The organism is Pseudarthrobacter sp. fls2-241-R2A-127 (assembly GCF_030209355.1).
GTDB lineage: Bacteria > Actinomycetota > Actinomycetes > Actinomycetales > Micrococcaceae > Arthrobacter.
This window is the reverse complement of the sequence record NZ_JARVSF010000053.1, coordinates 14,828-36,796: the sequence shown is the minus strand read 5'-3', so window position 1 is coordinate 36,796 and position 21,969 is coordinate 14,828. Positions and strand designations below refer to the sequence as shown.

The following is a 21,969-nucleotide window of genomic DNA, read 5'->3' as shown; positions in this document are numbered from 1 at the left end:
CAAACGCTCCCTAATCGCCTACGACCACTAAATCCAATAGGACTTAATCATCTAGTGGTGGAAGGCGGGCGTCTGCCCCTCGGAGGGCATGGGCGCAGTCAGTGCGTCCAGGTAGGCGACCTCTTTCTTGAGGTCGTCCAGGAAGCTGGCGGCGAGGTCGCGGGTGAAACCGTTGCGGACCACGATCCGTTGGACCGTGGTGTCGCTGAGTCCCTCGGGCAGCGGATAGGCGGGGACAAGCCATCCGTTCATCCGGAGCCGCTCGGACAAGTGGTGCAGGTTCCAGTTCTTGGTATGGCCGTCGGCGAGTTGCCAGGCAAAGACCGGGATGTCGGAGCCGTCGCTCCAGAGGGTGAAGGCTTCCATGGCCCCGATCTCCCCGGAGAGGTAGAGCGCAACGTCCCGGGAGGTGGCCTGCACGGACTTGTAGCCGGCAAATCCAAGCCGAAGGAAAAGGTAGTACTGCAGCAGCACCTGGGCGCCCGGCCGGGAAAAGTTCAAGGCGAAGGTGGGCATGTCGCCGCCCAAATAGCTGACATGGAAGATGAGGTCCTCCGGCAGCGCTTCCTCGTCCCGCCACACGATCCAGCCGAGTCCCGGGTACACCAGCCCGTATTTGTGGCCTGAGGTGTTGATCGAGGCCACGCGGGGAAGCCGGAAGTCCCAAGCAAGGTCCGGTTGCAGGAACGGCGCGATCATGGCTCCGGATGCTCCGTCCACATGGATGGGGACGTCCAGGCCGCTGCTGGCCTGGATGGCGTCCAGGGCGGCGGAGATTCCCTCCACGGATTCGTAGGCACCGGTGTACGTCACACCCATGATGGCCACAACCCCAATGGTGTTCTCATCCACATACCGGTCCAGGTCGTGGCCGTCCAGCTTGGGGTGTTCCGACGAGACGGGAACGTAGCGCGCTTCCACTTCCCAGTAGTTGCAGAATTTCTCCCAGCAGACCTGGACTGCTGAACTGAGCACGATGTTGGGCTTGTCAGTCGGTTTTCCTGCTGCCCGGCGGCGGTGCTGCCAGCGGCGCTTCAGGGCGAGGCCGCCGAGCATGCACGCCTCGGAGGAGCCAATGGTGGAGGTGCCAACGGTCTTCGCCGGGTCCGGCGCGTTCCACAGGTCGGCAAGCATCCGCCAGCAACGGGTTTCGATGAGCGCTGTCTGCGGGTATTCGTCCTTGTCGATCATGTTCTTGTCGAAGGTTTCCGCGTAGAGCTGTGAGGCCTCCCGTTCCATCCAGGTCCCCACGAACGTTGCCAGGTTAAGCCGCGAGTTGCCGTCCAGCATCGCCTCGTCATGGACCACCTGGTAGGCGGTGGAGGGCAATGATTCGCCCTCGGGCATGGTGAAACGCGGGAAGAGGGTGGATTCCCCCGCCCGGCTGAACAAGGGGTTCAACTCGACGCTTGTTTCGGGTTCATGCTTCGGTGTCCGGTGCGACCTTGTCATTGCAGGGTTCCTTCGAGCTCGTGAACGCCGGGCAGTACGGCTGGTGTCCACGTTACAAAGGAACCGCGCCCGCGGCTGTCCCTGCGGCTGCATGTCGCCCAAGCGCTGCGAAGCGGACCAGCCGCCGCCGGGACCTGGGCCACCGGATGGCCGGTACGCCGCACTGGCTGTCGCCTCGTTTATTTGCTGCCCAGGCGAAGCACGCGTTCATGCGCCAGCATGGCGGCACGGCTCGCTTTGTCGGCGGCGCGCGACGCCTGCTTGGCTTCGGCGGAGGTGGCGGCCAGCTTCCTGCGGACGATTTCCAGCCGTTCCTCGGCGGCCTTGAGCCGGTCCCGCAGCATGGCCGTCTCCTGCTGCAGCTCCGAAATCTCGGTCCGCGCGTTCTCGGCTTCGGCTTGCAAGTCTGCGGAACGCCGAAAGGCTTCTTCCTCGGCAGCCCGGGCGTCAGCATGGGCAGCCTTGGCGCGTTCCAGCGCCGGTGGCGACGCCGGCCGGGGAGCCTGGCGCACGGCCTCAAGGCGGGGCTTGGCGGGCTTGGGCTGGGAGGCGCGTTCCGGCGTCGTCCGCGTCCCTGCCCCCGGTGTGTCCTGCGCTGCCGGGGGAGGCGTTGAGCGGGGGAAGGACGGCGCCGCGGGGAGCCTTCCGGGGAGGGCCACCGCCCCGGCCAGGTCAACCGGGTTGACGCCGTCGGCGGCGAGGACCTTCAGCAGACGGCCGCTCGCCACGGCCGCGGCTGCTCCCTCATCTGCCGTCAGCGCCCGCAGGGTCTCCTCAACGTCCGCGGCCATGGGTCCGCTGATGGGGCGCCCCTGCTCCGCTGCCACAGTCCGGGCGGTGTCGACGGCGGCAGCCAGGAGGGTGCGGCGCTCGCGGGCCAGGGAACGGAGGCCTGCGGCATCCAGCGATTCCTGCGCGGACCGCATTCTTTCCCCAAGCGCGGAAAGGCCGGCCAGGATGTCAGGCCGTTCCCGGGTCAGCATGTTCACCGCCCAGGCGGCCACGGACGGTTTTGCCAGCGCCCGGACCGCCGCCGCCAGCTCCTTGTCCTGCCCTGCCGCCTCCTTGGCGGCAGTCGCCCGTGCCGTGATGAAGCCGTCGAGGTCCCCGGCGTAGAGCCTGTCCGCAATGTCCGCCAGGGCTTCGTCTTCCATGCCGCCATCATAGGTGGCGGCTGTTGCGTGTCCCGGGGGTGCGGTGCTCGCCGGCCCCACGGCGCCGTCCGTCCGGACCGGCCGATGGGTGGGGGGTCCCTGTTACTCGTGACCGGGGAGGGGTATGTTGCTCGAATGGACGATTCTTACCAGGTGATTGTGGTTGGCGGCGGTTTCGCCGGAAAAGCGGCTGCCGAGGAGTTGGGCCGAAAGGGTATCCGGGTGTTGCTGCTGGATACGAACAATTATCAGCAGTTCCAGCCGCTGCTCTACCAGGTGGCGGCGTCCCAGATTGGCGTCTCGGCGGTCACCCGGCCGCTCCGATCCGAATTCCGCCGCATCAACAGCGTGCGGGTCCTGACGGCGGAGGTGACAGCCATCGATGCTGCCAACCGCACTGTCACAACCCGGGATGGATCCAGCTACCGCGCGCTGGCCCTGGTGATCGCCACCGGGGCGGTGCCGAATTTCTTCAACACGCCAGGCGCTGACGAACACGCCTACCCGCTGTACTCGGTGGCCGACGCTACCCGCCTCAGCGCAGCCATCACGGAGGTGCTTGACGAGGCCGACCGTGATCCGGCGGTCGGAGCCGACGTGATCGTGGTGGGTGGCGGCCCAACGGGCGTTGAGACCGCCGGGGCGCTGGCCGAGAACGTCAAATACCTGGTGCCAAAGTACTTCTCACCGGGGCTGGCCGCACGCTGCCACGTGCATTTGGTGGACATGGTTCCCAACGTGCTGGCTGCCTTCTCGGAGAAATCCCAGGCCTACGCGCGGGACCGCCTGACAAAACTGGGAGTCCAGCTGCACATGGGCCAGGCGGTGGGCGAGGTCAGGCCTGACGGCGTGACCCTCAAGGACGGGACAGTTATTCCGGCCCGGATCGTGGTGTGGGCCGGCGGGCTCCAGGCCGGTCGGATTATTGCCGAGTCCGGGCTGAACCAAGGCCGGGGCGGACGCGTGGACGTCCAACCCGACCTGACGGTTGCCGGCTTCGAGGGTGTCTACGTGCTGGGTGATTCTGCCAACATCACCGATGCCGCGGGCGATAAATTGCCGCAGCTCGGCTCTGTTGCCCAGCAGTCGGGCAAATGGGCGGCGCGCAACATCCATGCGGAGCTGACCGGCGGCGCGCGGGAGCCCTTCCGCTACTGGGACAAGGGATACATGGCCATGGTGGGCCGGGGTGCCGCGGTGGCGGAGCTGGGGCGCCAACGCCTGCAACTGCAGGGTCCGCTGGCCTTCGTGTCCTGGCTTGCCGTGCACCTCGCCCTGCTGCCCGGGTTCCAGCAGAAAGTCCGGGCCTTGTTCTCGTGGGCCAATGGCTACCTCACGCACAGCCCGGCGCAGGTGGTGGTGGGACGGCCGGACTAGGCCCGGGCCGCCGTCGTTATACCGAGGCGAAGGCCAGGAGGCGGCCCGCGGTGGTCCAGCCGGACTCCTGGAAGGCGCCGGCTGCATCGGGTTCAACCACCATGTGCAGGTCCGCGGCGCCATGCAGGAATGCTTCTTCAGCCATGGCCGCGAACAGGGCACGCGTGAAGACCTCTTTGTCCGGGCCCTCGGGGACTTCGAGGATGGCGACGGCGGCGGCTTCGTCGCGCACCTGGATGCGGCCCCTGGCCACCGGGTGGTCAAAGACAGTGATTTCGACGGCGTCGTAGGTGTCCATGGGTGCCAGGGCCACCTGGGAATTCTCGGGCAGGTCGATGCCCGTGTTCAGCTGCGCTGTCGTGGCGCTCAGCAGAATCTTTTCGGCGGCGGGGGAGAACCCGGGCGGGGAGGGCACCTCAGCTGCGGACGGGGCGACGATCAGGCTCAGGCGCGCCCCTGGACTGCCAGCAGCCGTGCGGGCCAGCTCGTCAGAATCCGGGCCGGGCCAGCCTGCCACGAACTCCTGCCCTTCCGCGGGGTTTCCGGGGCCGTCGTGCAGGATGAAGCCCGCGCCTGCCGGATCGGCGGAGCGGCCCAGCAGCTCGGCCCAAGCGGGGACCCAGCCGAGGGTTGGGATTTCGTGCTGTTCCGGCATCCGGGGATCCTAACGTCAGAGTGCAACCGTTGCCCGTGCCGGCCTGCCGAACCGGTGGACTCGGGCGTCCTTGCCAACGTATCGGATCAGCCGTGGGGCCGCCAACGCCCGTGGCGGCGAACATCAGGGCAGGTGGGTGAAGGACATTCCTGCCGCCAGCAGTTTGTCCAGGGCGTGGGCCACGCCCTCAGCCGTTCCGCCGTTGGGGTGGTTGCCATGGCAGATCACCACGTCACCTGGCCTGGCCTTGCCGATTTCCTTGGCGACGACGGCGGCGGGATAGGTTGCGCCGCCGTCGCCGTTGATGCTGAAGCCCGCTGGCCTGACACCCATGGCATGGAGGATCTCGACAGCGACGTCGTCCATATAGGCGGTGCCGGGTCGGAAGTAGCGGGGGCGGGCGCCGGTGATCCCCGTCAGCGTCAGGTCGTTGGGCATGACCTCGTCGTAGACTTCTCCGGCGTTCCTGGTGCCGGGGATCCCGTAGGCGTTGTTTCCGGTGGTGGACAGCGGCTTGTGCGATGTCCCGTGGTTGGCCAGTTCGAACAGCGGGTCCGCTGCCAATTGCCGTGCCGTGGCGGGGTTGGCGGTAATCCACCGCGAGTTCAGGAAGAGCGTGGCAGGGGTGTGCCTCTGGCGGAGGGTGTCGAGCAGCGCCTGGTCGTAGCCGCTGCCGCCGGGTCCGCCGCAAAAGTCGAAAGTCAGGGCGATGCCCTGGGCCGCGGGTGGAAGCTTTGTCACGACACCGGGGGCTTCCAGGCCCCAATAGCGGGCCTGGTGTTTTCCATACGCGGCGACAACGTCCGCCCGGGACGGCGTGGACGGCGCGGACGCCATTGAGGCGGGGACGGGGGCCGAATCGTCGGGGTTCACATCCATGATCCGCGCCGGAGCATGGGAGGGAACGCCCGATGGGTCGGTGGCTCTTCCTGAGGCATCAGCCAACCGCTTCCGGTCGGGCTGGAGGTCCGGGACGGCCGCTGAAAGCGTGAGTACCGCGGCCAGCAGGACTGTCCTGCGGCCGGGGCCTTTTCCGTCCTGGCTCATGTGGCGTGCGCCCTGGGGTTCCACCACTAGTTACCCCGCAGGGACTTCAGGCCGTCCCATGACTGATCCCCGTTGACCCTGAGCCGGGGAGTGCTGGATGGGGTGGGGCAAGGCATTGCCGGCTGTGCGACGGCACACGGAACTGCAGCCGGAACGATGGGGGTCATGATCGGATGATACCGTGCCTCCCTGCAGGTTCCGTGAACACGGAGCCCACAGGGAATGGCCGCCCGCCAATGTGAAGGTTCAGCCGGCGCACACCCCGGGGGAACTGCTAACTGCGTTTGACAGTCCTGGTGGGCAGGCGGACCGGAGTGCACTGGAGTGGGCTGCTTTCGCCGGTGGCGGAAACGTTGAATCCGCCGTCCACTACCGATAGAAAGACAGTGTGAAGCAGAGTATTTTCGCCCGCGTCGCCCAGCTCGCGAAGGCCAACCTGAATGCCCTACTGGACTCCGCGGAAGACCCGCAGAAGATGCTGGACCAGATGGTCCGGGACTACTCGGAGAACATCCGCGAAGCCGAGGCAGCGGTCGCCCAGACCATCGGCAACCTCCGGATGGCCGAGGACGACTACGCCCGCACCGTCAACGACGCCGGCACCTGGGGCCGCAAAGCGGTCGCCGCATCCGGCAAGGCCGACGAATTCCGGGCCGCCGGGAACAACTCGGATGCTGACAAGTTCGATGCCCTCGCCAGGCTCGCTTTGCAGCGGCAGATGTCCGCCGAAGCCACCGCCAAGGCCCAGGAACCGTCGTTGGCCACCCAGAACGAAGTCGTTGACAAGCTCAAACAGGGGCTGGACCAGATGCGCGGCAAGCTCAGTGAGCTGACGGCCAAGCGCAACCAGCTCGTCAACCGGGCACGGGTTGCAGCCGCGCAGTCGCAGGTCAACGACGCCCTCCGCGCCCTCGACGCCGGTGATCCCACCTCCGCCATCGGCCGGTACGAGGAGAACATCCGGCGGCAGGAAGCCACGGTCCGCGGCCAGCAGGAACTCGCCGCATCATCCCTGGACGCCCAGTTCGCCTCCCTCGAAGACCTCGGAGAGCAGACCGAAGTGGAGGCGCGGCTGGCGGCGCTCAAGTCCATGGACCGGAAAGCCATCGACCACCACGGCTCATGACCGGCCGTGAGGCAGCCGTTGTGCGCACGTCGAAGCTGTTCGGGTCGTAAAGCCTGCCGTCAGGGCGGCCGAACTGCTTCTCCTGGTTGAAAACAGTTCGAACCCTATCGGGATGCGCCGGGCTGGTCGCCGCGGTTCTGGCCCAGTTCCAGGAGGTTGATGTCGACGCTGCCGTTTGAGTTCGGCTTCGGGGACCCACGGAGCTTGCGCAGCTGGGTGGCCCGGTACTCGTTACGGGCGAGGACGAATGTATAGAGCGTCAGGAACCCGGCGAAACCGATCAGCCACAGGGCGCCCCACTCCGGACCGTTCCCCTCCCAGAGAGGGCGCTGGAAGAGCCACACGCCGGCGGCCAGGAGGATAACCATGACCATCATCAGGATTCCCATGCCCCACCAGGTGCTGACCTGGGCCTGTCCGCTCCCGGGTGTGAAGCCGATCTCGTCGGCCGGGTAGCTGTGCAGCTCACCCGTGCTGGTCTTGCGGAGCACGCGCTTCTCACCGGCTGCGACCGCCCTCTTGTGTTCGGCGTAGACGGCGTCCTCGCGTGCAAACCGTTCCCGGTCGTAAACCATCGTCAGGCTCGTTTCTCGTGGCTGGGCAGGTAGTTGGGCACGGGACTCCCTGGAGCTGGCCCGCCGGGACCGCGAGGTCCTGCTGGCCGAGATGACCGCGTGGGAGAACGGCGAGGACATGACGGTGAACAACCATGAAGGATGACGATCCGTCTGGACAACGGTCTTGCCTGGCGCCTCCAGCGCCAAACGCCGGTACCGTCCCCGGGCCGGCTGACGGGATGTAGCCCAGCTTGGCAGCGCACCTGACTCACAAATGCAAACTAGGAGGGGTGATGAATGTGTGCCATAAGCGTGCCCTGCCCTCAGGCAGTACCACCGGCTTAACCAGCGAAAAACCCCGGAAACCCCTAAAACAAGGGGCTGTCCGGGGTTTATCCCGAGCTTCCTATCAGAATCGAACTGATGACCTTTTCATTACGAGTGAAACGCTCTACCGACTGAGCTAAGGAAGCACCGCACGAATCCCCGGCTGAACCGGGCGCTTCATGCAAGAGTCAACTGTAATAGAGTCTCCGCGCCCCGGTCAAAATGGGACAAGCGGAAGCCCCTGAGGCGTTCAGCACACGGTGTTGTCGGCTGGAACTTTGCCGCCCACCAGGTAGTTGTCCACCGAATCTTCGAGGCAGCTGTTGGCCCGGCCGTAAGCGGTGTGCCCCTCACCCTTCCACGTCAGCAGCGAGGCGTTCCCGAGCTGCTTGCGCAGCGATGCAGCCCAATCCACCGGAGTGGCGGGGTCGCCCGTGGTGCCGATGACCACGATCGGGGAACTCCCGGAGTACTGCACCGGCTGCGGTGTCCGGACGTTCTTGTACGGCCAGTCCGCGCAGCTGGTCCCGCCGTATGCGAAGAAGTAGCCAAAGGTGGGGGAGTCCTGTTCCAGGCGCTTCTCCTCTGCACGCATGCCGGCGGTGTCCGACACCATGGGGTAATCAAGGCAGTTGATCGCGTTGAAGGCGAAGGTGGAATTGGATGTGTAGGAGCCGTCGCTCGAACGGTCGGCGCTGATGTCGGCGAGGCGGAGCACCAGGCTCACGTCACCTTTCATGGCCGCGTCCAAGGCCTGCGTAAGCGCGGGCCAGCTCTGGTCGTTGTAGAGCGGGGTGATCAGGCCGCTGACGAACGTCGTTGCATTGACCAGGCGCCCGTCCTTGGCGGTGCGGGGTGTCTGCTGGACAGCATCGATGAGGTCCCGGATCTGCTGCACGCCGGAGTCGACGTCGCCGGTCAACGGGCACTGGCTCTGCCGCTGGCAGCTGGCGACATAGGTGTGGATGGCTTTCTCGAAGGCGCGGGCCTGGCCGCTGGTCAGGTCCTCGTTGCTGATGGACGGGTCGAGGGCGCCGTCAAGGACCATCCGGCCCACGTTGTCCGGAAACAGTGAGGCGTATGTGGAACCCAGGAAAGTCCCGTACGAGTATCCGAGGTAGTTCAGCTTGGTGTCATTGACCACCGCACGCAGTACGTCCAGGTCCTTGGCGGCGCTGACGGTGTCGATGTGCGCCAGGACCGGGCCGGTTTGCGCGGCACACTGGGCGGCTATTGCCTTGTTGTCCGCCAGCGCCGCCGCCAGTCCGGCATCGGTTTCGAGGGCATAGGTCTTGGCACGAGCCGCATCGCGCTCGGCGTCGGTCATGCAGGTAACGGGAGCCGAGCGTTTGACGCCGCGGGGATCGAAGCCCACGAGGTCGTACGCATTGCGGACGGCCGCCGAGAAGTGCGTCGCTGCGGCGTCCTTCAGGAAGTCATAACCGGAAGCCCCCGGGCCGCCGGGATTGACCAGGAGGCTGCCCGTTTTCTTGCCGGTGCTGGGAGCCCGCAGGGCTGCGATCTGGATGGTGTCGCCGGCCGGGTTGGCGTAGTCCATCGGGACGGTCACCTTGGCGCACTGGAATTCGCCTTCGCAGGGCTGCCAGACGACTTCCTGCGAGTAGAACTTCTCCAACCCGGCGGGCGCGGACGCCACGATCGAAGGGTCAGCCTTGGCGGTGGCGGCCTCCGGCGGGTTCTTGTCCCCGCCGTTCAGGAGGCTGCACGAGGCCAGGGCCATGACCAGGGCCATGGCGCCCGCGGCGCGGACGGCAGCCATCAGGGACCTGTGGCGTGCGGGCAGGGGGCGGGCAGTCATCGGGTCTCCTTGGAGGGCTGGATCAGGCTGGCCGCCATGGACTCGAGGGTCAGCAGCGGGGCGACGTTGGTGGTGGTGATGCGTTCGCGGGCTTTGTTGATGGCATCCATCCGGGCAAGCGTGCCTTCAGGAGTGCTGCGGGCGGCGAACTCCTCCAGCTCACTCCTGAGCTCAACGTTGACCAGCTCCACGGCGTTCCCCAGCTGGATGATGAGCACGTCCCGGTAGAAGGACAGGAGGTCGGTGAGGGTCCGGTCCAATGAGTCCGTGATGGAACGCTTGGCGCGCCGTTTCTGGTCGTCCTCAAGCTGTTTCACCTGGCTGCGCATCGCAGGGGGAAGCGTGCCGGACTCGGGCGCGCCGAGCGTTGCCAGGAGGGCGGCTTTTTCCGCGGCGTCCCGCTCCTCGTTTGAGCTGGTGGCCTCCGCCGTGGCGATCTTCACCAGTTTGTCCGCCATCATCACGGCGGCGGTGACGCCGCGCAGCCCGAGCGGGAACCGCACCGTCTCCAGGCGGCGCTCCCTCGCGGCGGGGTCGCGGGCCAGCCGTCGGGCGATGCCCACGTGGCTTTGCGCCGCGCGTGCCGCGCGTTCGGCGAGGTCAGGATCAACGCCGTCCCGCCTGACCAGCAGGGCTGCAACTTCAGAAGCGGGCGGCAGGCGCAAGGCAACACTGCGGCAGCGCGACCGGATGGTCACCAGGACGTCGGCCGGGGACGGTGCGCAGAGCATCCATACGGTCCGCGGAGTGGGCTCCTCGATGGCCTTCAGCAGCACGTTGGTGGTCCGCTCAGCCATCCGGTCGGCGTCCTCCACCACGATGATCCGCCAACGCCCCGCAGACGGCCGGTTACCGGCCGTTGCCACCAGTTCGCGGGCCTCATCGATGGTGATGGTGACCTTTTCCGTGCGGACGAAGGTAACGTCCGAGTGGGTTTCCCCGAGGATGGTCCGGCAGGCCTGGCACTGGCCGCAGCCACGCAGCCCCACGTCCTCCTGGTCGCAGTTCAGCGCGGCCGCAAAGGCCTTGGCCGCATTGGAGCGGCCGGACCCTGGCGGCCCGGTAAACAGCCAGGCATGGGTCAGCCCTTCGCCGCTTGCCGCCTGGCGCAGCTGTTCGACGACGGCGGTTTGGCCCTGGAGGTCACCCCACACCGTCACGAGCCGCCACCGTCCGGCCCGGGCTGGGAGGGCACGGCGGGGGAAGAACCCGGACCGCCGGCCAGCAGGGCGTCAACCCGGGCCAGGATCTGCGCTGCGAGTTCGTCCACCGGCAGTTCTGCGGGCAGGACCAGGTAGGACCCGGGGCGGCCGGCGGCGAGGTCGAGGAAAGCCTTCCGGATCCTGGTGTGGAAGTCATCAGCCTCGGACTCCAGCCGGTCCTCGGCCGCCTGTCCGGCAGTGCGGCGGCTGCGGCCAAGCCGCGGATCCACATCCAGGAGGACGGTCAGGTGAGGCTGCAGGCCCGAGGTGGCCCAGTCGTTGAGTGACTTCACGGCGTCCTGGCCGAGGTCGCGGCCTGCCCCTTGGTAGGCAACCGAAGAGTCGATGTAGCGGTCGGTCAGTACGATCTCGCCGCGGCTGAGTGCCGGCCGGATGACCTGGGTGGCATGGGCAGCCCGGGACGCGGCAAAAATAAGGGCCTCGGTGTGGGCGTCGATCTCACCGTTGCCATGGTCCAGGACCAGGGAACGCAGCTGTTCGCCCACGGGGGTGCCACCGGGTTCACGGGTGCGGCGTACGGTGTAACCCCGCGATTCCAGCTCAGCCGCAAGCCGGGCCGCCTGCGTCGACTTGCCGGCACCATCGCCACCTTCGAATGCGATGAATACGCCCGCCCTTTGTTTGCTCACCTCCCAAGCCTACCGAGCCGGGCCGACATTTCCCGACCCGCCGCCGCACCCTGTGTGGACGCCCGGTGAACGCCCGGCGTCCGCACAGCGGCACGCCTTTCAGTCGGGTCCGGGCCGGACAGTACGCTTTTGAGCATGAGTCTTTCCGAGCACCAGGCCGCGTCCCTTTCCCCCGAGACCGTGGTGGTCGCGGCCGGACGTCCGCCCCGGGAAAGGGACCAGCCGGTCAACCCGCCCATCACCTTGTCCTCCACCTACTTCGGCACCGGTCCGCTGGGCGACGGGGACCGGGGCTACGGCCGCTATTCGAACCCGACATGGGATCCCTTCGAAGAGGCGCTGGGTCAGCTTGAGGGCTCCGCGCTGCCGGGCCTGCTGTACGCCTCAGGCTTGGCGGCCGTCAGCTCGGCGTTGTCCCTGATCCCGGCCGGCGGAGTGCTGGTGATGCCGGACCACAGCTACTCGGGCTCGCTGGTCATGGCCACCGAACTTGCCCGGAAGGGCTTTATCGAGCTTCGCACCGTGGACATCTCCGATACCGACGCGGTCAAAGCCGCCCTGGCTCCCACCGGTCCCTCGGCGCGGGCCGCGGCCATGCTCTGGCTGGAAAGCCCCACCAACCCGATGCTGGGAATCGCGGACATGGTGGCTGTCGCCGAGGCCGCCCACGCCGCTGGAGCCATCGTCGTCACGGACAACACCTTTTCGACCCCCTTGGTGCAGCAGCCGCTCCGACTCGGGTCCGACGTCGTGCTTCACTCCGTGACCAAATACCTCGCCGGGCACTCCGACGTCGTCCTCGGCGCGCTTGTCACCTCCAACCCGGATATCCGGTCCGCCCTGCTGCACCACCGCATTATCCACGGCGCCATTGCCGGTCCCTTCGAAGCATGGCTGGCTCTGCGCGGACTGCGGACCCTTGCGCTGCGGGTTGAACGGTCCCAAAGTTCCGCAATGCTCCTGGCCGAACGCCTGGCCGCGCACCCCACCATTGAATCCGTCCGCTTCCCGGGCCTCCCGTCGGACCCCGGCCATGCGAGGGCTAAAGCCCAGATGAAAGGCTTCGGCTCCATCATCTGCGTGCAGGTGGCGCCGGCCGCGGGCCTGGCCGGCGCCGATGCTGCGGACAAGGTGGTGCAGTCCCTCGGGCTATGGCTTCCCGCCACTTCCCTGGGTGGCGTTGAGTCCCTGATCGAACGCCGGCGCAGGCACACGGCGGAACCTGCCAGCGTGCCGGAAAACCTGGTACGACTCAGCGTGGGTGTCGAAAACGTGGAGGATCTCTGGGCGGACCTGAAGCAGGCGCTGGACACGCTGGGCGGCTAGGCTGGGTTCGTGGACGGTGAACTGATTATTCGGCCTGTAGAGCAGGCAGTGTTCTTTATCCTTGGCCTGGTGGCCCTGGGGCTGGAATTGTGGGCGCTGGTGGACTGTGTCCGCCACAAGGCCAATGCGTTCGAGGCCACGGGCAAGCGGACCAAGGCATTCTGGCTTGCGCTGACCGGCGGCGCCACGCTCGTGGGCGTGATTTCGCTGTTCGGCGCCGGCGGCGGCATCGTCAGCACCCTTGGCCTCTTTGGACTCGCCGCGGTGGTGGCCGCCTCCGTCTACCTCGCTGACGTCCGTCCGGCCGTGAAGGACGCCGGCCGGGGCGGCAGCCGCAACACGGGGCCCTACGGCCCCTGGTAACCAGGTTCCACGGCGTCCCAGCCCACGGTTAATTCGCCCAGCCGCCATCTGGCCGGCCCGTCCTGGACCGGCCACCCGGCGTCGCGCAGGCTCCGGCACATGCCCACCCAGCGCTGCCTGTTGCCGAACGAGGCAAGGGGCGCGCACTCCAGCCAGGCCCGGTCCACCGCCGCCATGAAGTCATGGACCCGTTCGCCCGGAACATTGCGGTGGATGAGGGCCTTCGGCAGGCGCTCGGCCACCTCCGAGGGCAGGTCAAAACTGCCGAAACGCACCGAAATGCTCAAGGACAGCGGCCGTTCCGGGTCAAGGGCAACCCACGTGACCCTGCGGCCGACTTCATCGCACGTGCCGTCGATGAACAGTCCGCCCGGTGCCAACCGGTCCTGCACCAGGCGCCAGATTCCCGGAACGTCCGCCTCTTCATACTGCCGCAGGACGTTGAAGGCCCTCACCAGGACCGGGCGGCCCGGCACGGGAAGCTCGAAACCACCCACGCGGAAAGAAAGTCCCGGGCGCTCGAGCGGGAGAGCGGCCCGGACGCGACCAGGCTCAATTTCGACGCCGCACACGCGCACGTCCGGCCGCACTGCCGCGAGCCGTTCAAAGAGTTCGACGGCGGTAGCCGGGGTTGCGCCGTAGCCCAGGTCCACCACGAGGGGGTCCGCCGCGGCACGCAGCCGCCACGCCTGCGGCCCCGTCAACCAGCGGTCCACGCGCCGCATCCGGTTGGGGTTGGTGGTACCCCGGGTGACGTTGCCTACGGGGCGGGACTGCCGGGCGGCGGATGTCCTGCCGGAGAGTTGCGGGGAATTCACCCGTTCAGCCTTTTGAACCACGGCTCCACACTATCCCCGCGGGGGTGGGGCCGGGTCCAAAAGCCTGCCCGGCGTTGTAACGCTGGGCGCCCGGCAACACTGCTCGGCTAGGATGAAAATCATGACTTACAAGCTGATTCTGCTGCGCCACGGCCACAGCGAATGGAACGCCAAGAACCTGTTCACCGGCTGGGTGGACGTTGACCTCAACGACCAGGGCCGCGCGGAAGCAGCGCGGGGCGGTGAGCTGCTGGTGGAGAACAATATCCTCCCGGACGTGCTGTACACCTCCCTGCTGAAGCGGGCCATCAACACCGCCAACATTGCCCTGGACAAAGCCGACCGCGGCTGGATCCCGGTCAAGCGGGACTGGCGCCTGAACGAACGCCACTACGGCGCGCTGCAGGGCAAGGACAAGGCCCAGACCTTGGCCGAATACGGTGAAGCGCAGTTTATGGAATGGCGCCGGTCCTACGACACCCCGCCGCCGCCCCTGGACGACGACTCCGAGTTCTCCCAGGCCCACGACCCCCGTTACGCCGGCCTGGGCGATGCCCTCCCGCGCACCGAGTGCCTCAAGGATGTCCTGGTGCGCCTCCTCCCGTACTGGGAATCGGACATCAAGGAAGACCTCAAGGCAGGCAAGACCGTCCTTGTCACCGCCCACGGCAACTCGCTCCGCGCGCTGGTCAAGCACCTGGACGGCATCAGTGACGAGGCGATCGCCGGCCTGAACATCCCCACCGGAATCCCGCTGGTGTACGACCTCGACGAGGACTTCAAGCCGGTCAAGCCCGGCGGAACCTACCTCGACCCCGAGGCCGCTGAGCAGGCAATCCTGGCCGTAGCCAACCAGGGCAAGAAATAGGGCTTAAACGCGAACGACGGCGGGCCGGTCACCTCGGTGACCGGCCCGCCGTCGTTATCTGAGGATTTAGCTGTGTTCGGTGGCGTTCGGCTGCCACGCGCCGGTGACCAGATAGGTCACCTTCTGGGCGACGGAGACGCCGTGGTCCGCGAACCGCTCGAAGTAGCGGCTGGCGAGGGCCACGTCCACGGTGGTCGCCGGTGACTCAGTCCACTCGGGTGAGGCGATGGCCTTGAAGACGCTCAGGTGCAGGTCATTGATGGCCGTATTCGCCTTCAGGATGTCCCTCGCCACCTCGAGGTCGCGGCTCTCCAAGAGCACCGTCAACTTGTCGGCGATCTCCTGGTCCAGTTCGGCCATACGGTTGAAGGTCGCGGTCATGGACTCCGGAATGACCATGGACGGGTACCGGAGGCGGGCCAGCTGGGCGATGTGGCGCGCGAGGTCGCCCATCCGCTCCAGGGAGGCGCTCATCCGGAGCGAGCCCACGATCATGCGCAGGTCGCTGGCCACGGGGCCCTGCAGGGCCAGGATGTCGATGGCCCGCTCATCCAGGCTGTTCTGCAGGAAGTCGATGCGTGCATCCGCCGCAATGACGTCCTGGGCGAGATCCACGTCAGCTACCTGGAATGAGGTGGTGGCCTTGTCTATCGCTTCGCTGACCAGCCGGGAGATCTCCACCAGTTGGTCACCGACCTGGGTCAGCTCTTCCTGAAAAACCTTACGCACGTAGGCGTCCTTTCCTTGGAACTCCCGCCGGCCGCTCCAGGGCAGCAGGAATCGTGTCGCCATTGGGCGCTCTAACCATTAACTCTGTCATCGCCCGGTAAACGATTATGCCCATGGAGGTGAACGTTAGTTGAACCGTTCGCGGTAAGGGCTTCGAAGCGCCGGCGGGCCCCGGGCAAGAGCATAAAGTGGAGCTGTGGATCCTATGCTCATTGGTCTGGTCGCCGGCCTTGTTGGCCTGGCGCTTGGCACGTTCGGCGTGCTTGCGTTCCGGGTCAGCGAGAAGCAGCGCGAGTTGCTCGAGGTCGACGCCGGGGAACCTGCGCTGCCGGACGGGGCGGCGGAGGTGCTGGCCGTCGTCGGACGGGCCTTTGTGGTGTTGGACGACGTCGACGGTGTTGTCCGTGCCAGCCCGGCAGCCTACGCCTACGGCCTGGTCCGCGGGCACACGGTGGTCCACAAAGAACTCCTGGACATGACGGCGGGCGTCCGGCGGGACGGCGTCATCCTCGAGAAACAGCTGGAGCTGCCCCGCGGACCGCTGGGACAGGGGACCATCATCGTCCAGGTCCGGGCCGCCATGCTGGGTGAGGAATACATCCTGCTCCTCGCCGATGACCGGACCGAAATTACCCGCACGGAGGAGATCCGCAACGACTTCGTCGCCAACGTCTCGCACGAACTGAAGACGCCCGTCGGCGCTATTTCCCTGCTGGCTGAGGCGCTCGAGTCGTCCGCGGATGACGAGGAAGCGGTCCGCCGGTTCGCCAAACGGATGCACAAGGAATCTGCCCGCCTCGCCGCACTGGTCCAGGACATTATCGAACTGTCCCGGCTGCAGGGCGCCAGCGTGACGCAGCAAGGCGGCCCCGTGGACATCAACGCGGTCATCACCGAGGCCGTGGACCGGTCGCAGCTGCCGGCCGAAAGCAAGAACATCAGCATTGTGGTGGGCGGCCGCACCGAGGGCAAGGTGTTCGGTGACCAGGACCTGCTGGTCACGGCGCTGCGCAACCTCATCGACAACGCCATCCGCTATTCGCCCGCCAACACCAGGGTGGGAATCGGGGTACGGTCCAGGGAAGGCCTGGTATCCATCTCGGTGACCGACCAGGGGGACGGGCTCACGCCCGAGGACCAGGAGCGCGTTTTCGAACGCTTCTACCGGGTGGATGCCGCCCGTTCGCGCCAGACCGGGGGCACCGGCCTGGGCCTGAGCATCGTCAAGCATGTGGCATCGAACCATGGCGGCGAGGTCACGCTCTGGTCCCAGCCGGGCCAGGGATCGACGTTCACGCTGCGGCTTCCCGAGATGGAAGGACAGGACAGCGACCGTCCGGTCCCCACCGCACCGGCACTGGCGCCGGCGCGGCAGCCGGCCGGCCCGCCGACCCTCACCCAAGTACCCCGCGCCGCCGGCGCAACAGAACGAGGAGCTAGCGCTTGAGCAGGATTTTGATTGTGGAGGACGAGGAGTCATTCAGCGATCCCTTGTCCTATTTGCTGGGCAAGGAAGGGTTCGAGGTTGAGGTGGTGGACAACGGCCTCGACGCGATTACCGAATTCGACCGCAACGGTGCCGACCTGGTGCTGCTGGACCTGCAGCTGCCTGGCCTGTCCGGCACCGAGGTATGCCGCCAGCTCCGGCAGCGTTCCAGCGTTCCGGTGATCATGCTGACAGCTAAGGACTCCGAGATCGACAAAGTGGTGGGGCTGGAGCTCGGTGCCGATGACTACGTCACCAAGCCGTACTCCTCCCGCGAACTCGTAGCCCGGGTAAGGGCGGTCCTGCGGCGCCAGGGCGAACCAGAGGAACTCATTTCCTCGACGGTCCAGGCCGGCCCTGTCCGGATGGACATCGAACGCCACGTGGTCAGTGTGGACGGCGAGCAGGTCCTGCTGCCGTTGAAGGAATTCGAGCTCCTCGAGATGCTCCTGCGCAACTCGGGGCGGGTCCTCACGCGTGGGCAGTTGATCGACCGGGTGTGGGGTTCGGATTACGTTGGCGACACCAAGACCCTTGACGTCCATGTGAAGCGCCTGCGCGGCAAGATCGAACCCGATCCCTCCGCTCCCCGGTTCCTGGTCACCGTGCGCGGCCTCGGTTACAAGTTCGAGCCGTAACGGGGAGAACAAAATCAGTGCAAAAAAGGGAGGAGCCCCCGGGCTCCTCCCTTTTGCTGTCCGCTGCGTCGGGTGCAGGCCCTAGCGGCTGGTTGCGGTTGCGGTGGCCGTCGGGGTGGCGGAGGCGGTCGCGGTGGCGGTTGCGCCCGCACTCGTGGAGGACGATGCCGACGGTGTGGCCGACGCGCTGGCGGTCGGCAGGTAGTCCTTGTACTCCTTCAACGTGGCGTCCAGGACCGGTACCTTGACCGTGCTGGTGACGTTGGTGCCGTTCTCGCTGATCTTGACGTCCACCAGCGAACCCGGCTTTCCACCGGTGGTGCTCAGGATGGCAGGATCGGTGTTTTCGTTCAGGAGCGTGAAGGAGTTCGCCTTCACCGGAACCTCGGTCTGCGAGCCCTTGGCGCCGTTGACCGTGAGCTTCACGTCCTTGGAGGAGGAGTTGTAGACGGCGCCAATCAGGCGGCCGGGTCCGTCTTCGCCGCTGGAGACAATGAGGATGTTCCGCAGCTGCAGCGGGCCGAGGTCTGCACGGATGCCATCCGAGGCGGAGTACTGGAAGCTGGTCTGCTGGGGCGTGATGTAACCACAGCCCGCAGTCAGCAGGCTGACGCCAAGGGCGGCAGCCGTCAGTGCCAGTTTGCCGCGCTGGGCCCGGTTCATCGCAGTGGAACGCACGTCACGTACTCCTCGAGAAATTTGAAGTCTTTTTCAGCCATAGCCTATCCGCAAACGGGGTCAAACGAGGATTCGGGGCCGTCACATCGTCTGTGGGAACGCTCACCTGATGCACTATTATCCTCATCCGTCAAGGGGGTGGAGGAGGTGGATTGGGCCGTTTTTCCGCGTATTTTCGCGGTTGGGAGCCCTTTCTCCGGCCGGTCATATGCCTGAATCGTGATAAACTGGTCTGCGGGAAAGGGGAAATGTCCACATGGTATTTGAGGTCGGCGAGACAGTAGTTTACCCTCACCACGGTGCTGCGAAGATTGAAGAAATCAAGATGCGCACCATCAAGGGCGAAGAGAAAATGTATCTCAAGCTCAAGGTGGCTCAGGGTGATCTGACCATTGAAGTTCCAGCAGAAAACGTTGATCTTGTTGGGGTTCGGGACGTAGTGGGCAAGGAAGGCCTGGAGCACGTGTTCGATGTGCTTCGTGCCGAGTTCACGGAGGAACCCACCAACTGGTCACGCAGGTACAAGGCAAATCTGGAGAAGCTTGCTTCCGGTGACGTCATCAAGGTAGCAGAGGTCGTTCGCGACCTGTGGCGCCGCGATCACGACCGGGGCCTTTCCGCAGGCGAAAAGCGAATGCTGGCCAAGGCCCGCCAAATTCTGATTTCAGAATTGGCGCTGGCTGAAAAGACCGACGAGGAGAAGGCGGCAAGCGTTCTCGACGAGGTCCTGGCTTCCTAAGAATTTAGCCCCGGCAGCACCCATGTGCCGCCGGGGCTTCTTTTTGCCTCGAGCCGGACCCCATCCGGGGCATGTCGAGGCCGCAACGTCGTCGTAGGCTAGTCCGCATGAGTGAATCAACGCCCTTGGTCACGGGAGTCATCGTGGTGGCCGCCGGTTCCGGGCAACGCCTCGGCTACGGCATGCCCAAAGCGGCGGTGCCGCTCGGTGGCGAACCGATCCTAATGCATGCCTTGCGGGGTATCGTCGCCTCCGGTGTCGCAAGCCAGGTATGCGTGGTGTTGCCGGCGGGAGACGAGGGACTCCGACGACTCTGCGGCGACTTCCGGGAAGAACTGGCCGACGGCGGCCCCCTCCTCACCCTTGTCGACGGCGGTGCCACCCGGGCTGATTCCGTCCGCGCGGGGATGGCTGCCCTGATGGAAGGCACCGATGCCGTCCTGGTCCACGACGCCGCCCGGGCGCTGACGCCCGAGTCCGTTTTCCACCGCGTGGCCGAAGCCCTTGCTGCCGGTGCAGCCGCCGTCATCCCTGTGCTCCCGGTGGTGGACACCGTCAAGACCGTTGCCGCCACCTCCGGGGAGGACAGCATGTTCGCACCGGAAGTAGTCACGGGAACAGCCAGGCGCGAGGAACTGCGGGCTGTCCAGACACCCCAGGGATTCAAGCTCGACACGCTGGTGCAGGCGCACCGGGCCGCCGGGGGGTTGGACCGGCAACAGTCGGCGGCCGTCACCGATGACGCCATGCTCGTGGAGATGTTGGGAACGCCTGTCTACGCTGTCCGCGGCTCAACCCAGTCCCTGAAAATCACCACGCCGCTTGACCTGATCTTCGCGGAAGGGCTCCTTGAAGGCCCGCTCGGTGCCCGGTGGGTGGAAGGATGAGCGCGGACATGATCGTGCCGCGGACCGGAGTGGGAATCGATGTCCATGCCTACGCCGGCCAGGACGAGGCCCGCCCGTTGTGGCTCGGCGGACTCCTCTGGCCCGGCGAACGCGGCCTGGCCGGCCATTCAGACGGCGACCCCGTGGCCCATGCGGCGGCTGACGCCCTGTTCTCCGCCGCCGGCATTGGCGACCTCGGCACGCATTTCGGCACCGACCGCCCGGAGTTCGCCGGCGCATCCGGGGTGACCCTGCTCGCCGAGGCGGCGCGGATCGTCCGGGCCGCAGGTTTCGAGATCGGCAATATCGCCGTCCAGTTCGTGGCCAACCGGCCGAAATTCGGTCCCCGCCGGGAAGAAGCGCAGGAAGTCCTTTCCGGGGCTGCCGGTGCGCCGGTGAGCGTCACTGCCACCACCAGCGACGGCCTGGGATTCACCGGCCGTGGCGAGGGCATCTCCGCGGTGGCCACCGCGTTGGTGTACCCGCGGACCCGGGAAACCATCGGCTAGTCTGGAGCGGTGACCTTGCGCTTCTATGACACCGCCTCCGCCGAAGTCCGGAACTTCATCCCGATCGTTGAGGGCAAGGTCAGCCTCTATTACTGCGGGGCCACGGTCCAGGGAATGCCGCATGTGGGCCACATCCGTTCCGCCATCGCCTTCGACCAGCTGACCCGCTGGCTGCAGTACCGTGGCCTGCGCGTCACGGTGGTCCGCAACGTCACGGACATTGACGACAAGATCCTCGCCAAGTCCGAGGCCTCCTTCGCGCCGGACTTCACACCCGAGGCCGGCGAAGTGCCCCGCGAAGAATGGTGGGCGCTGGCTTACCGTTACGAGCGTGAATTCCTGACGGCCTACGACACCCTGGGTGTCTCGCGCCCCACCTACGAGCCCAGGGCCACCGGGCACATCCCCGAGATGCACGCCCTGATCCAGCAGCTCATTGACCGCGGCCACGCCTACCCCGCGCTGGACGCGTCCGGCGATGTGTATTTCGATGTCCGCTCCTGGGACAAGTACGGCGCCCTCACCCGGCAGAACATCGATGACATGCAGGCAGCGCCCGACGCCGATCCCCGCGGCAAGAAGGATCCCCGCGACTTTGCGCTGTGGAAGGGTTCCAAAGAGGGAGAGCCGGCCACCGCCAGCTGGGCCTCGCCGTGGGGCGCCGGGCGCCCGGGCTGGCACCTGGAATGCTCCGCGATGGTCACCAAGTACCTGGGCACTGCCTTCGACATCCACGGCGGCGGCCTGGACCTGCGGTTCCCGCACCACGAAAACGAGATGGCGCAGTCCCAGGCTGCGGGGCATGGCTTTGCCAACTTCTGGATGCACAACGGCATGGTGACCTACCAGGGCGAAAAGATGTCCAAATCCGTGGGCAACACCATCAGCCCCACGGAAATGCTGGAACTCGCATCCCCCCGCGTTGTCCGCTACTACCTCGGCCAGGCCCACTACCGGTCCGTCCTGGACTACCGGCCCACGTCCCTCCAGGAAGCCGCTGCCGCCGTCGAACGCATCGATGGGTTCCTGGCGAAAGCCGTGGCGCGCTTCGGCGCTGACTCCGGATTCCTGGCCGCCGGCACCGGTTCCCTGGCTGGCGTCCCGGACACTTTTTCAGCCGCGATGGACGACGACCTGAATGTCCCGCGCGCCCTTGCCGCACTGCACGAGACCGTGCGGGCCGGAAACACGGCCCTGGCGGACGGCGACGACGACGCCGCCCGGCAGGCGATGTACGCCGTCGCCACCATGACCGACGTCCTGGGCCTCAACGCCGTCGCCGGTTCCGGCAAGGCGGACAGCCGTGAAGCCGACGCCCTGGGAGTGCTGGTGGAGGCACAGCTGGCGGCCCGTGCAGCTGCCCGGGCCGCCAAGGACTGGGCAGCCTCCGACGCCATCCGGGACACCCTCAGCCAGGCCGGCGTCGTGGTTGAAGACGGCCCGGACGGCGCCACCTGGAGCCTTAAGCGGGACTGAGCAGCCACCGCGCCCGGGCACGCCCAAAGACCGCGCCGCGCCGATTTTTTTCGGGTCAGTAGACTGGTAGGCAGATTCAGTCAGCA

Annotated in this window: 22 protein-coding genes and 1 tRNA gene; 11 read left to right on the top strand and 12 right to left on the bottom strand. The window is 66.5% G+C overall.

What is annotated here, in order from left to right:
* Positions 1-51: 51 nt before the first annotated feature.
* Together gad and QRN53_RS21345 are read right to left on the bottom strand one after the other, a co-directional pair.
* Complete coding sequence (gad, locus tag QRN53_RS21350) at positions 52-1,452, bottom strand: glutamate decarboxylase (protein ID WP_285245807.1); 1,401 nt, start codon at positions 1,450-1,452, stop codon at positions 52-54.
* Between the two features lie 179 nt (positions 1,453-1,631).
* Positions 1,632-2,606, bottom strand: coding sequence for a hypothetical protein (locus QRN53_RS21345; protein ID WP_285245806.1), 975 nt, complete (start codon positions 2,604-2,606; stop codon positions 1,632-1,634).
* A gap of 135 nt (positions 2,607-2,741) precedes the next feature.
* On the opposite strand from QRN53_RS21345, the gene QRN53_RS21340 reads away from it, so the two are divergent.
* Entirely contained in the window at positions 2,742-3,983 is a 1,242-nt protein-coding gene (locus tag QRN53_RS21340) for an NAD(P)/FAD-dependent oxidoreductase (protein ID WP_285245805.1), read from the top strand.
* Positions 3,984-3,999: 16 nt separating this feature from the next.
* On the opposite strand, the gene QRN53_RS21335 is transcribed toward QRN53_RS21340, so the two are convergent.
* Both QRN53_RS21335 and QRN53_RS21330 read right to left on the bottom strand, forming a co-directional pair.
* Complete coding sequence (locus QRN53_RS21335) at positions 4,000-4,638, bottom strand: hypothetical protein (RefSeq protein WP_285245804.1); 639 nt, start codon at positions 4,636-4,638, stop codon at positions 4,000-4,002.
* 123 nt (positions 4,639-4,761) lie between these two features.
* Entirely contained in the window at positions 4,762-5,685 is a 924-nt protein-coding gene (locus QRN53_RS21330; RefSeq protein ID WP_285245803.1) for a polysaccharide deacetylase family protein, read from the bottom strand.
* 388 nt (positions 5,686-6,073) lie between these two features.
* Between QRN53_RS21330 and QRN53_RS21325 the strand changes: the two genes are divergently transcribed.
* Entirely contained in the window at positions 6,074-6,811 is a 738-nt protein-coding gene (locus tag QRN53_RS21325; protein ID WP_285245802.1) for a PspA/IM30 family protein, read from the top strand.
* Positions 6,812-6,915: 104 nt separating this feature from the next.
* Here QRN53_RS21325 and QRN53_RS21320 read toward each other — a convergent pair whose 3' ends face one another.
* The 5 genes from QRN53_RS21320 to tmk form a co-directional block, all read right to left on the bottom strand.
* Positions 6,916-7,518: a hypothetical protein gene (locus QRN53_RS21320; RefSeq protein WP_285245801.1), complete on the bottom strand. Its 603-nt coding sequence runs from the start codon at positions 7,516-7,518 to the stop codon at positions 6,916-6,918.
* Between the two features lie 250 nt (positions 7,519-7,768).
* A tRNA-Thr gene (locus QRN53_RS21315) sits at positions 7,769-7,841 on the bottom strand.
* A gap of 104 nt (positions 7,842-7,945) precedes the next feature.
* Positions 7,946-9,514 carry an alpha/beta hydrolase gene (locus QRN53_RS21310; RefSeq protein ID WP_285245800.1) on the bottom strand — a complete coding sequence of 523 codons (1,569 nt, stop codon included), beginning with the start codon at positions 9,512-9,514 and terminating at the stop codon, positions 7,946-7,948.
* Complete coding sequence (locus QRN53_RS21305; RefSeq protein ID WP_285245799.1) at positions 9,511-10,674, bottom strand: DNA polymerase III subunit delta'; 1,164 nt, start codon at positions 10,672-10,674, stop codon at positions 9,511-9,513. The genes QRN53_RS21310 and QRN53_RS21305 overlap by 4 nt, the downstream gene beginning before the upstream one ends.
* Positions 10,671-11,366 (bottom strand): dTMP kinase, encoded by a 696-nt coding sequence (gene tmk / locus QRN53_RS21300; protein ID WP_285245798.1) that lies wholly within the window; start codon positions 11,364-11,366, stop codon positions 10,671-10,673. The genes QRN53_RS21305 and tmk overlap by 4 nt, the downstream gene beginning before the upstream one ends.
* A gap of 135 nt (positions 11,367-11,501) precedes the next feature.
* Between tmk and QRN53_RS21295 the strand changes: the two genes are divergently transcribed.
* Together QRN53_RS21295 and QRN53_RS21290 are read left to right on the top strand one after the other, a co-directional pair.
* A complete protein-coding gene (locus tag QRN53_RS21295) occupies positions 11,502-12,692 on the top strand; it encodes a trans-sulfuration enzyme family protein (protein ID WP_285245797.1) in 1,191 nt (396 codons plus the stop codon).
* Positions 12,693-12,701: 9 nt separating this feature from the next.
* Positions 12,702-13,055, top strand: a complete 354-nt coding sequence (locus QRN53_RS21290) for a DUF2516 family protein (protein WP_285245796.1) — start codon at positions 12,702-12,704, stop codon at positions 13,053-13,055.
* Here QRN53_RS21290 and QRN53_RS21285 read toward each other — a convergent pair.
* Positions 13,040-13,894, bottom strand: coding sequence for a class I SAM-dependent methyltransferase (locus tag QRN53_RS21285; protein WP_285245795.1), 855 nt, complete (start codon positions 13,892-13,894; stop codon positions 13,040-13,042). The two genes, QRN53_RS21290 and QRN53_RS21285, sit on opposite strands and share 16 nt — an antisense overlap.
* 100 nt (positions 13,895-13,994) lie before the next feature.
* On the opposite strand from QRN53_RS21285, the gene QRN53_RS21280 reads away from it, so the two are divergent.
* On the top strand, positions 13,995-14,741 hold the full coding sequence (locus tag QRN53_RS21280) for a phosphoglyceromutase (protein WP_285245794.1): 747 nt from the start codon (positions 13,995-13,997) through the stop codon (positions 14,739-14,741).
* A 66-nt stretch (positions 14,742-14,807) separates the two neighbouring features.
* Here the strand turns inward: QRN53_RS21280 and phoU are convergent, their stop codons facing one another.
* Positions 14,808-15,470 carry a phosphate signaling complex protein PhoU gene (phoU, locus tag QRN53_RS21275; protein ID WP_285245793.1) on the bottom strand — a complete coding sequence of 221 codons (663 nt, stop codon included), beginning with the start codon at positions 15,468-15,470 and terminating at the stop codon, positions 14,808-14,810.
* Between the two features lie 205 nt (positions 15,471-15,675).
* Here phoU and QRN53_RS21270 point away from each other — a divergent pair, with 205 nt between their 5' ends.
* Together QRN53_RS21270 and QRN53_RS21265 are read left to right on the top strand one after the other, a co-directional pair.
* Positions 15,676-16,917 (top strand): sensor histidine kinase, encoded by a 1,242-nt coding sequence (locus QRN53_RS21270; protein WP_285245810.1) that lies wholly within the window; start codon positions 15,676-15,678, stop codon positions 16,915-16,917.
* Complete coding sequence (locus QRN53_RS21265; protein WP_026264738.1) at positions 16,914-17,594, top strand: response regulator; 681 nt, start codon at positions 16,914-16,916, stop codon at positions 17,592-17,594. The genes QRN53_RS21270 and QRN53_RS21265 overlap by 4 nt, the downstream gene beginning before the upstream one ends.
* 81 nt (positions 17,595-17,675) lie before the next feature.
* Here QRN53_RS21265 and QRN53_RS21260 read toward each other — a convergent pair whose 3' ends face one another.
* Positions 17,676-18,257, bottom strand: coding sequence for a hypothetical protein (locus QRN53_RS21260; RefSeq protein WP_285245809.1), 582 nt, complete (start codon positions 18,255-18,257; stop codon positions 17,676-17,678).
* A gap of 271 nt (positions 18,258-18,528) precedes the next feature.
* Between QRN53_RS21260 and QRN53_RS21255 the strand changes: the two genes are divergently transcribed.
* The 4 genes from QRN53_RS21255 to cysS all read left to right on the top strand — a co-directional run bounded on the left by QRN53_RS21255 (position 18,529) and on the right by cysS (position 21,883).
* Positions 18,529-19,011, top strand: a complete 483-nt coding sequence (locus tag QRN53_RS21255) for a CarD family transcriptional regulator (RefSeq protein WP_011690592.1) — start codon at positions 18,529-18,531, stop codon at positions 19,009-19,011.
* 107 nt (positions 19,012-19,118) lie between these two features.
* Positions 19,119-19,898, top strand: coding sequence for a 2-C-methyl-D-erythritol 4-phosphate cytidylyltransferase (ispD, locus tag QRN53_RS21250; protein WP_285245792.1), 780 nt, complete (start codon positions 19,119-19,121; stop codon positions 19,896-19,898).
* Entirely contained in the window at positions 19,895-20,407 is a 513-nt protein-coding gene (gene ispF, locus QRN53_RS21245; RefSeq protein ID WP_285245791.1) for a 2-C-methyl-D-erythritol 2,4-cyclodiphosphate synthase, read from the top strand. Before ispD ends, ispF begins: the two co-directional genes overlap by 4 nt.
* 9 nt (positions 20,408-20,416) lie before the next feature.
* Positions 20,417-21,883 (top strand): cysteine--tRNA ligase, encoded by a 1,467-nt coding sequence (cysS, locus tag QRN53_RS21240; RefSeq protein WP_285245790.1) that lies wholly within the window; start codon positions 20,417-20,419, stop codon positions 21,881-21,883.
* Positions 21,884-21,969 lie beyond the last annotated feature (86 nt).

Bases quoted from the DNA above. Each gene is read 5' to 3' on its own strand.
- gad (WP_285245807.1), bottom strand. From the start codon at position 1,452: ATGACAAGGTCGCACCGGACACCGAAGCATGAACCCGAAACAAGCGTC.
- QRN53_RS21345 (WP_285245806.1), bottom strand. From the start codon at position 2,606: ATGGAAGACGAAGCCCTGGCGGACATTGCGGACAGGCTCTACGCCGGG.
- QRN53_RS21340 (WP_285245805.1), top strand. From the start codon at position 2,742: ATGGACGATTCTTACCAGGTGATTGTGGTTGGCGGCGGTTTCGCCGGA.
- QRN53_RS21335 (WP_285245804.1), bottom strand. From the start codon at position 4,638: ATGCCGGAACAGCACGAAATCCCAACCCTCGGCTGGGTCCCCGCTTGG.
- QRN53_RS21330 (WP_285245803.1), bottom strand. From the start codon at position 5,685: ATGAGCCAGGACGGAAAAGGCCCCGGCCGCAGGACAGTCCTGCTGGCC.
- QRN53_RS21310 (WP_285245800.1), bottom strand. From the start codon at position 9,514: ATGACTGCCCGCCCCCTGCCCGCACGCCACAGGTCCCTGATGGCTGCC.
- QRN53_RS21295 (WP_285245797.1), top strand. From the start codon at position 11,502: ATGAGTCTTTCCGAGCACCAGGCCGCGTCCCTTTCCCCCGAGACCGTG.
- QRN53_RS21280 (WP_285245794.1), top strand. From the start codon at position 13,995: ATGACTTACAAGCTGATTCTGCTGCGCCACGGCCACAGCGAATGGAAC.
- QRN53_RS21270 (WP_285245810.1), top strand. From the start codon at position 15,676: ATGCTCATTGGTCTGGTCGCCGGCCTTGTTGGCCTGGCGCTTGGCACG.
- QRN53_RS21260 (WP_285245809.1), bottom strand. From the start codon at position 18,257: ATGAACCGGGCCCAGCGCGGCAAACTGGCACTGACGGCTGCCGCCCTT.
- QRN53_RS21255 (WP_011690592.1), top strand. From the start codon at position 18,529: ATGGTATTTGAGGTCGGCGAGACAGTAGTTTACCCTCACCACGGTGCT.
- ispD (WP_285245792.1), top strand. From the start codon at position 19,119: ATGAGTGAATCAACGCCCTTGGTCACGGGAGTCATCGTGGTGGCCGCC.
- ispF (WP_285245791.1), top strand. From the start codon at position 19,895: ATGAGCGCGGACATGATCGTGCCGCGGACCGGAGTGGGAATCGATGTC.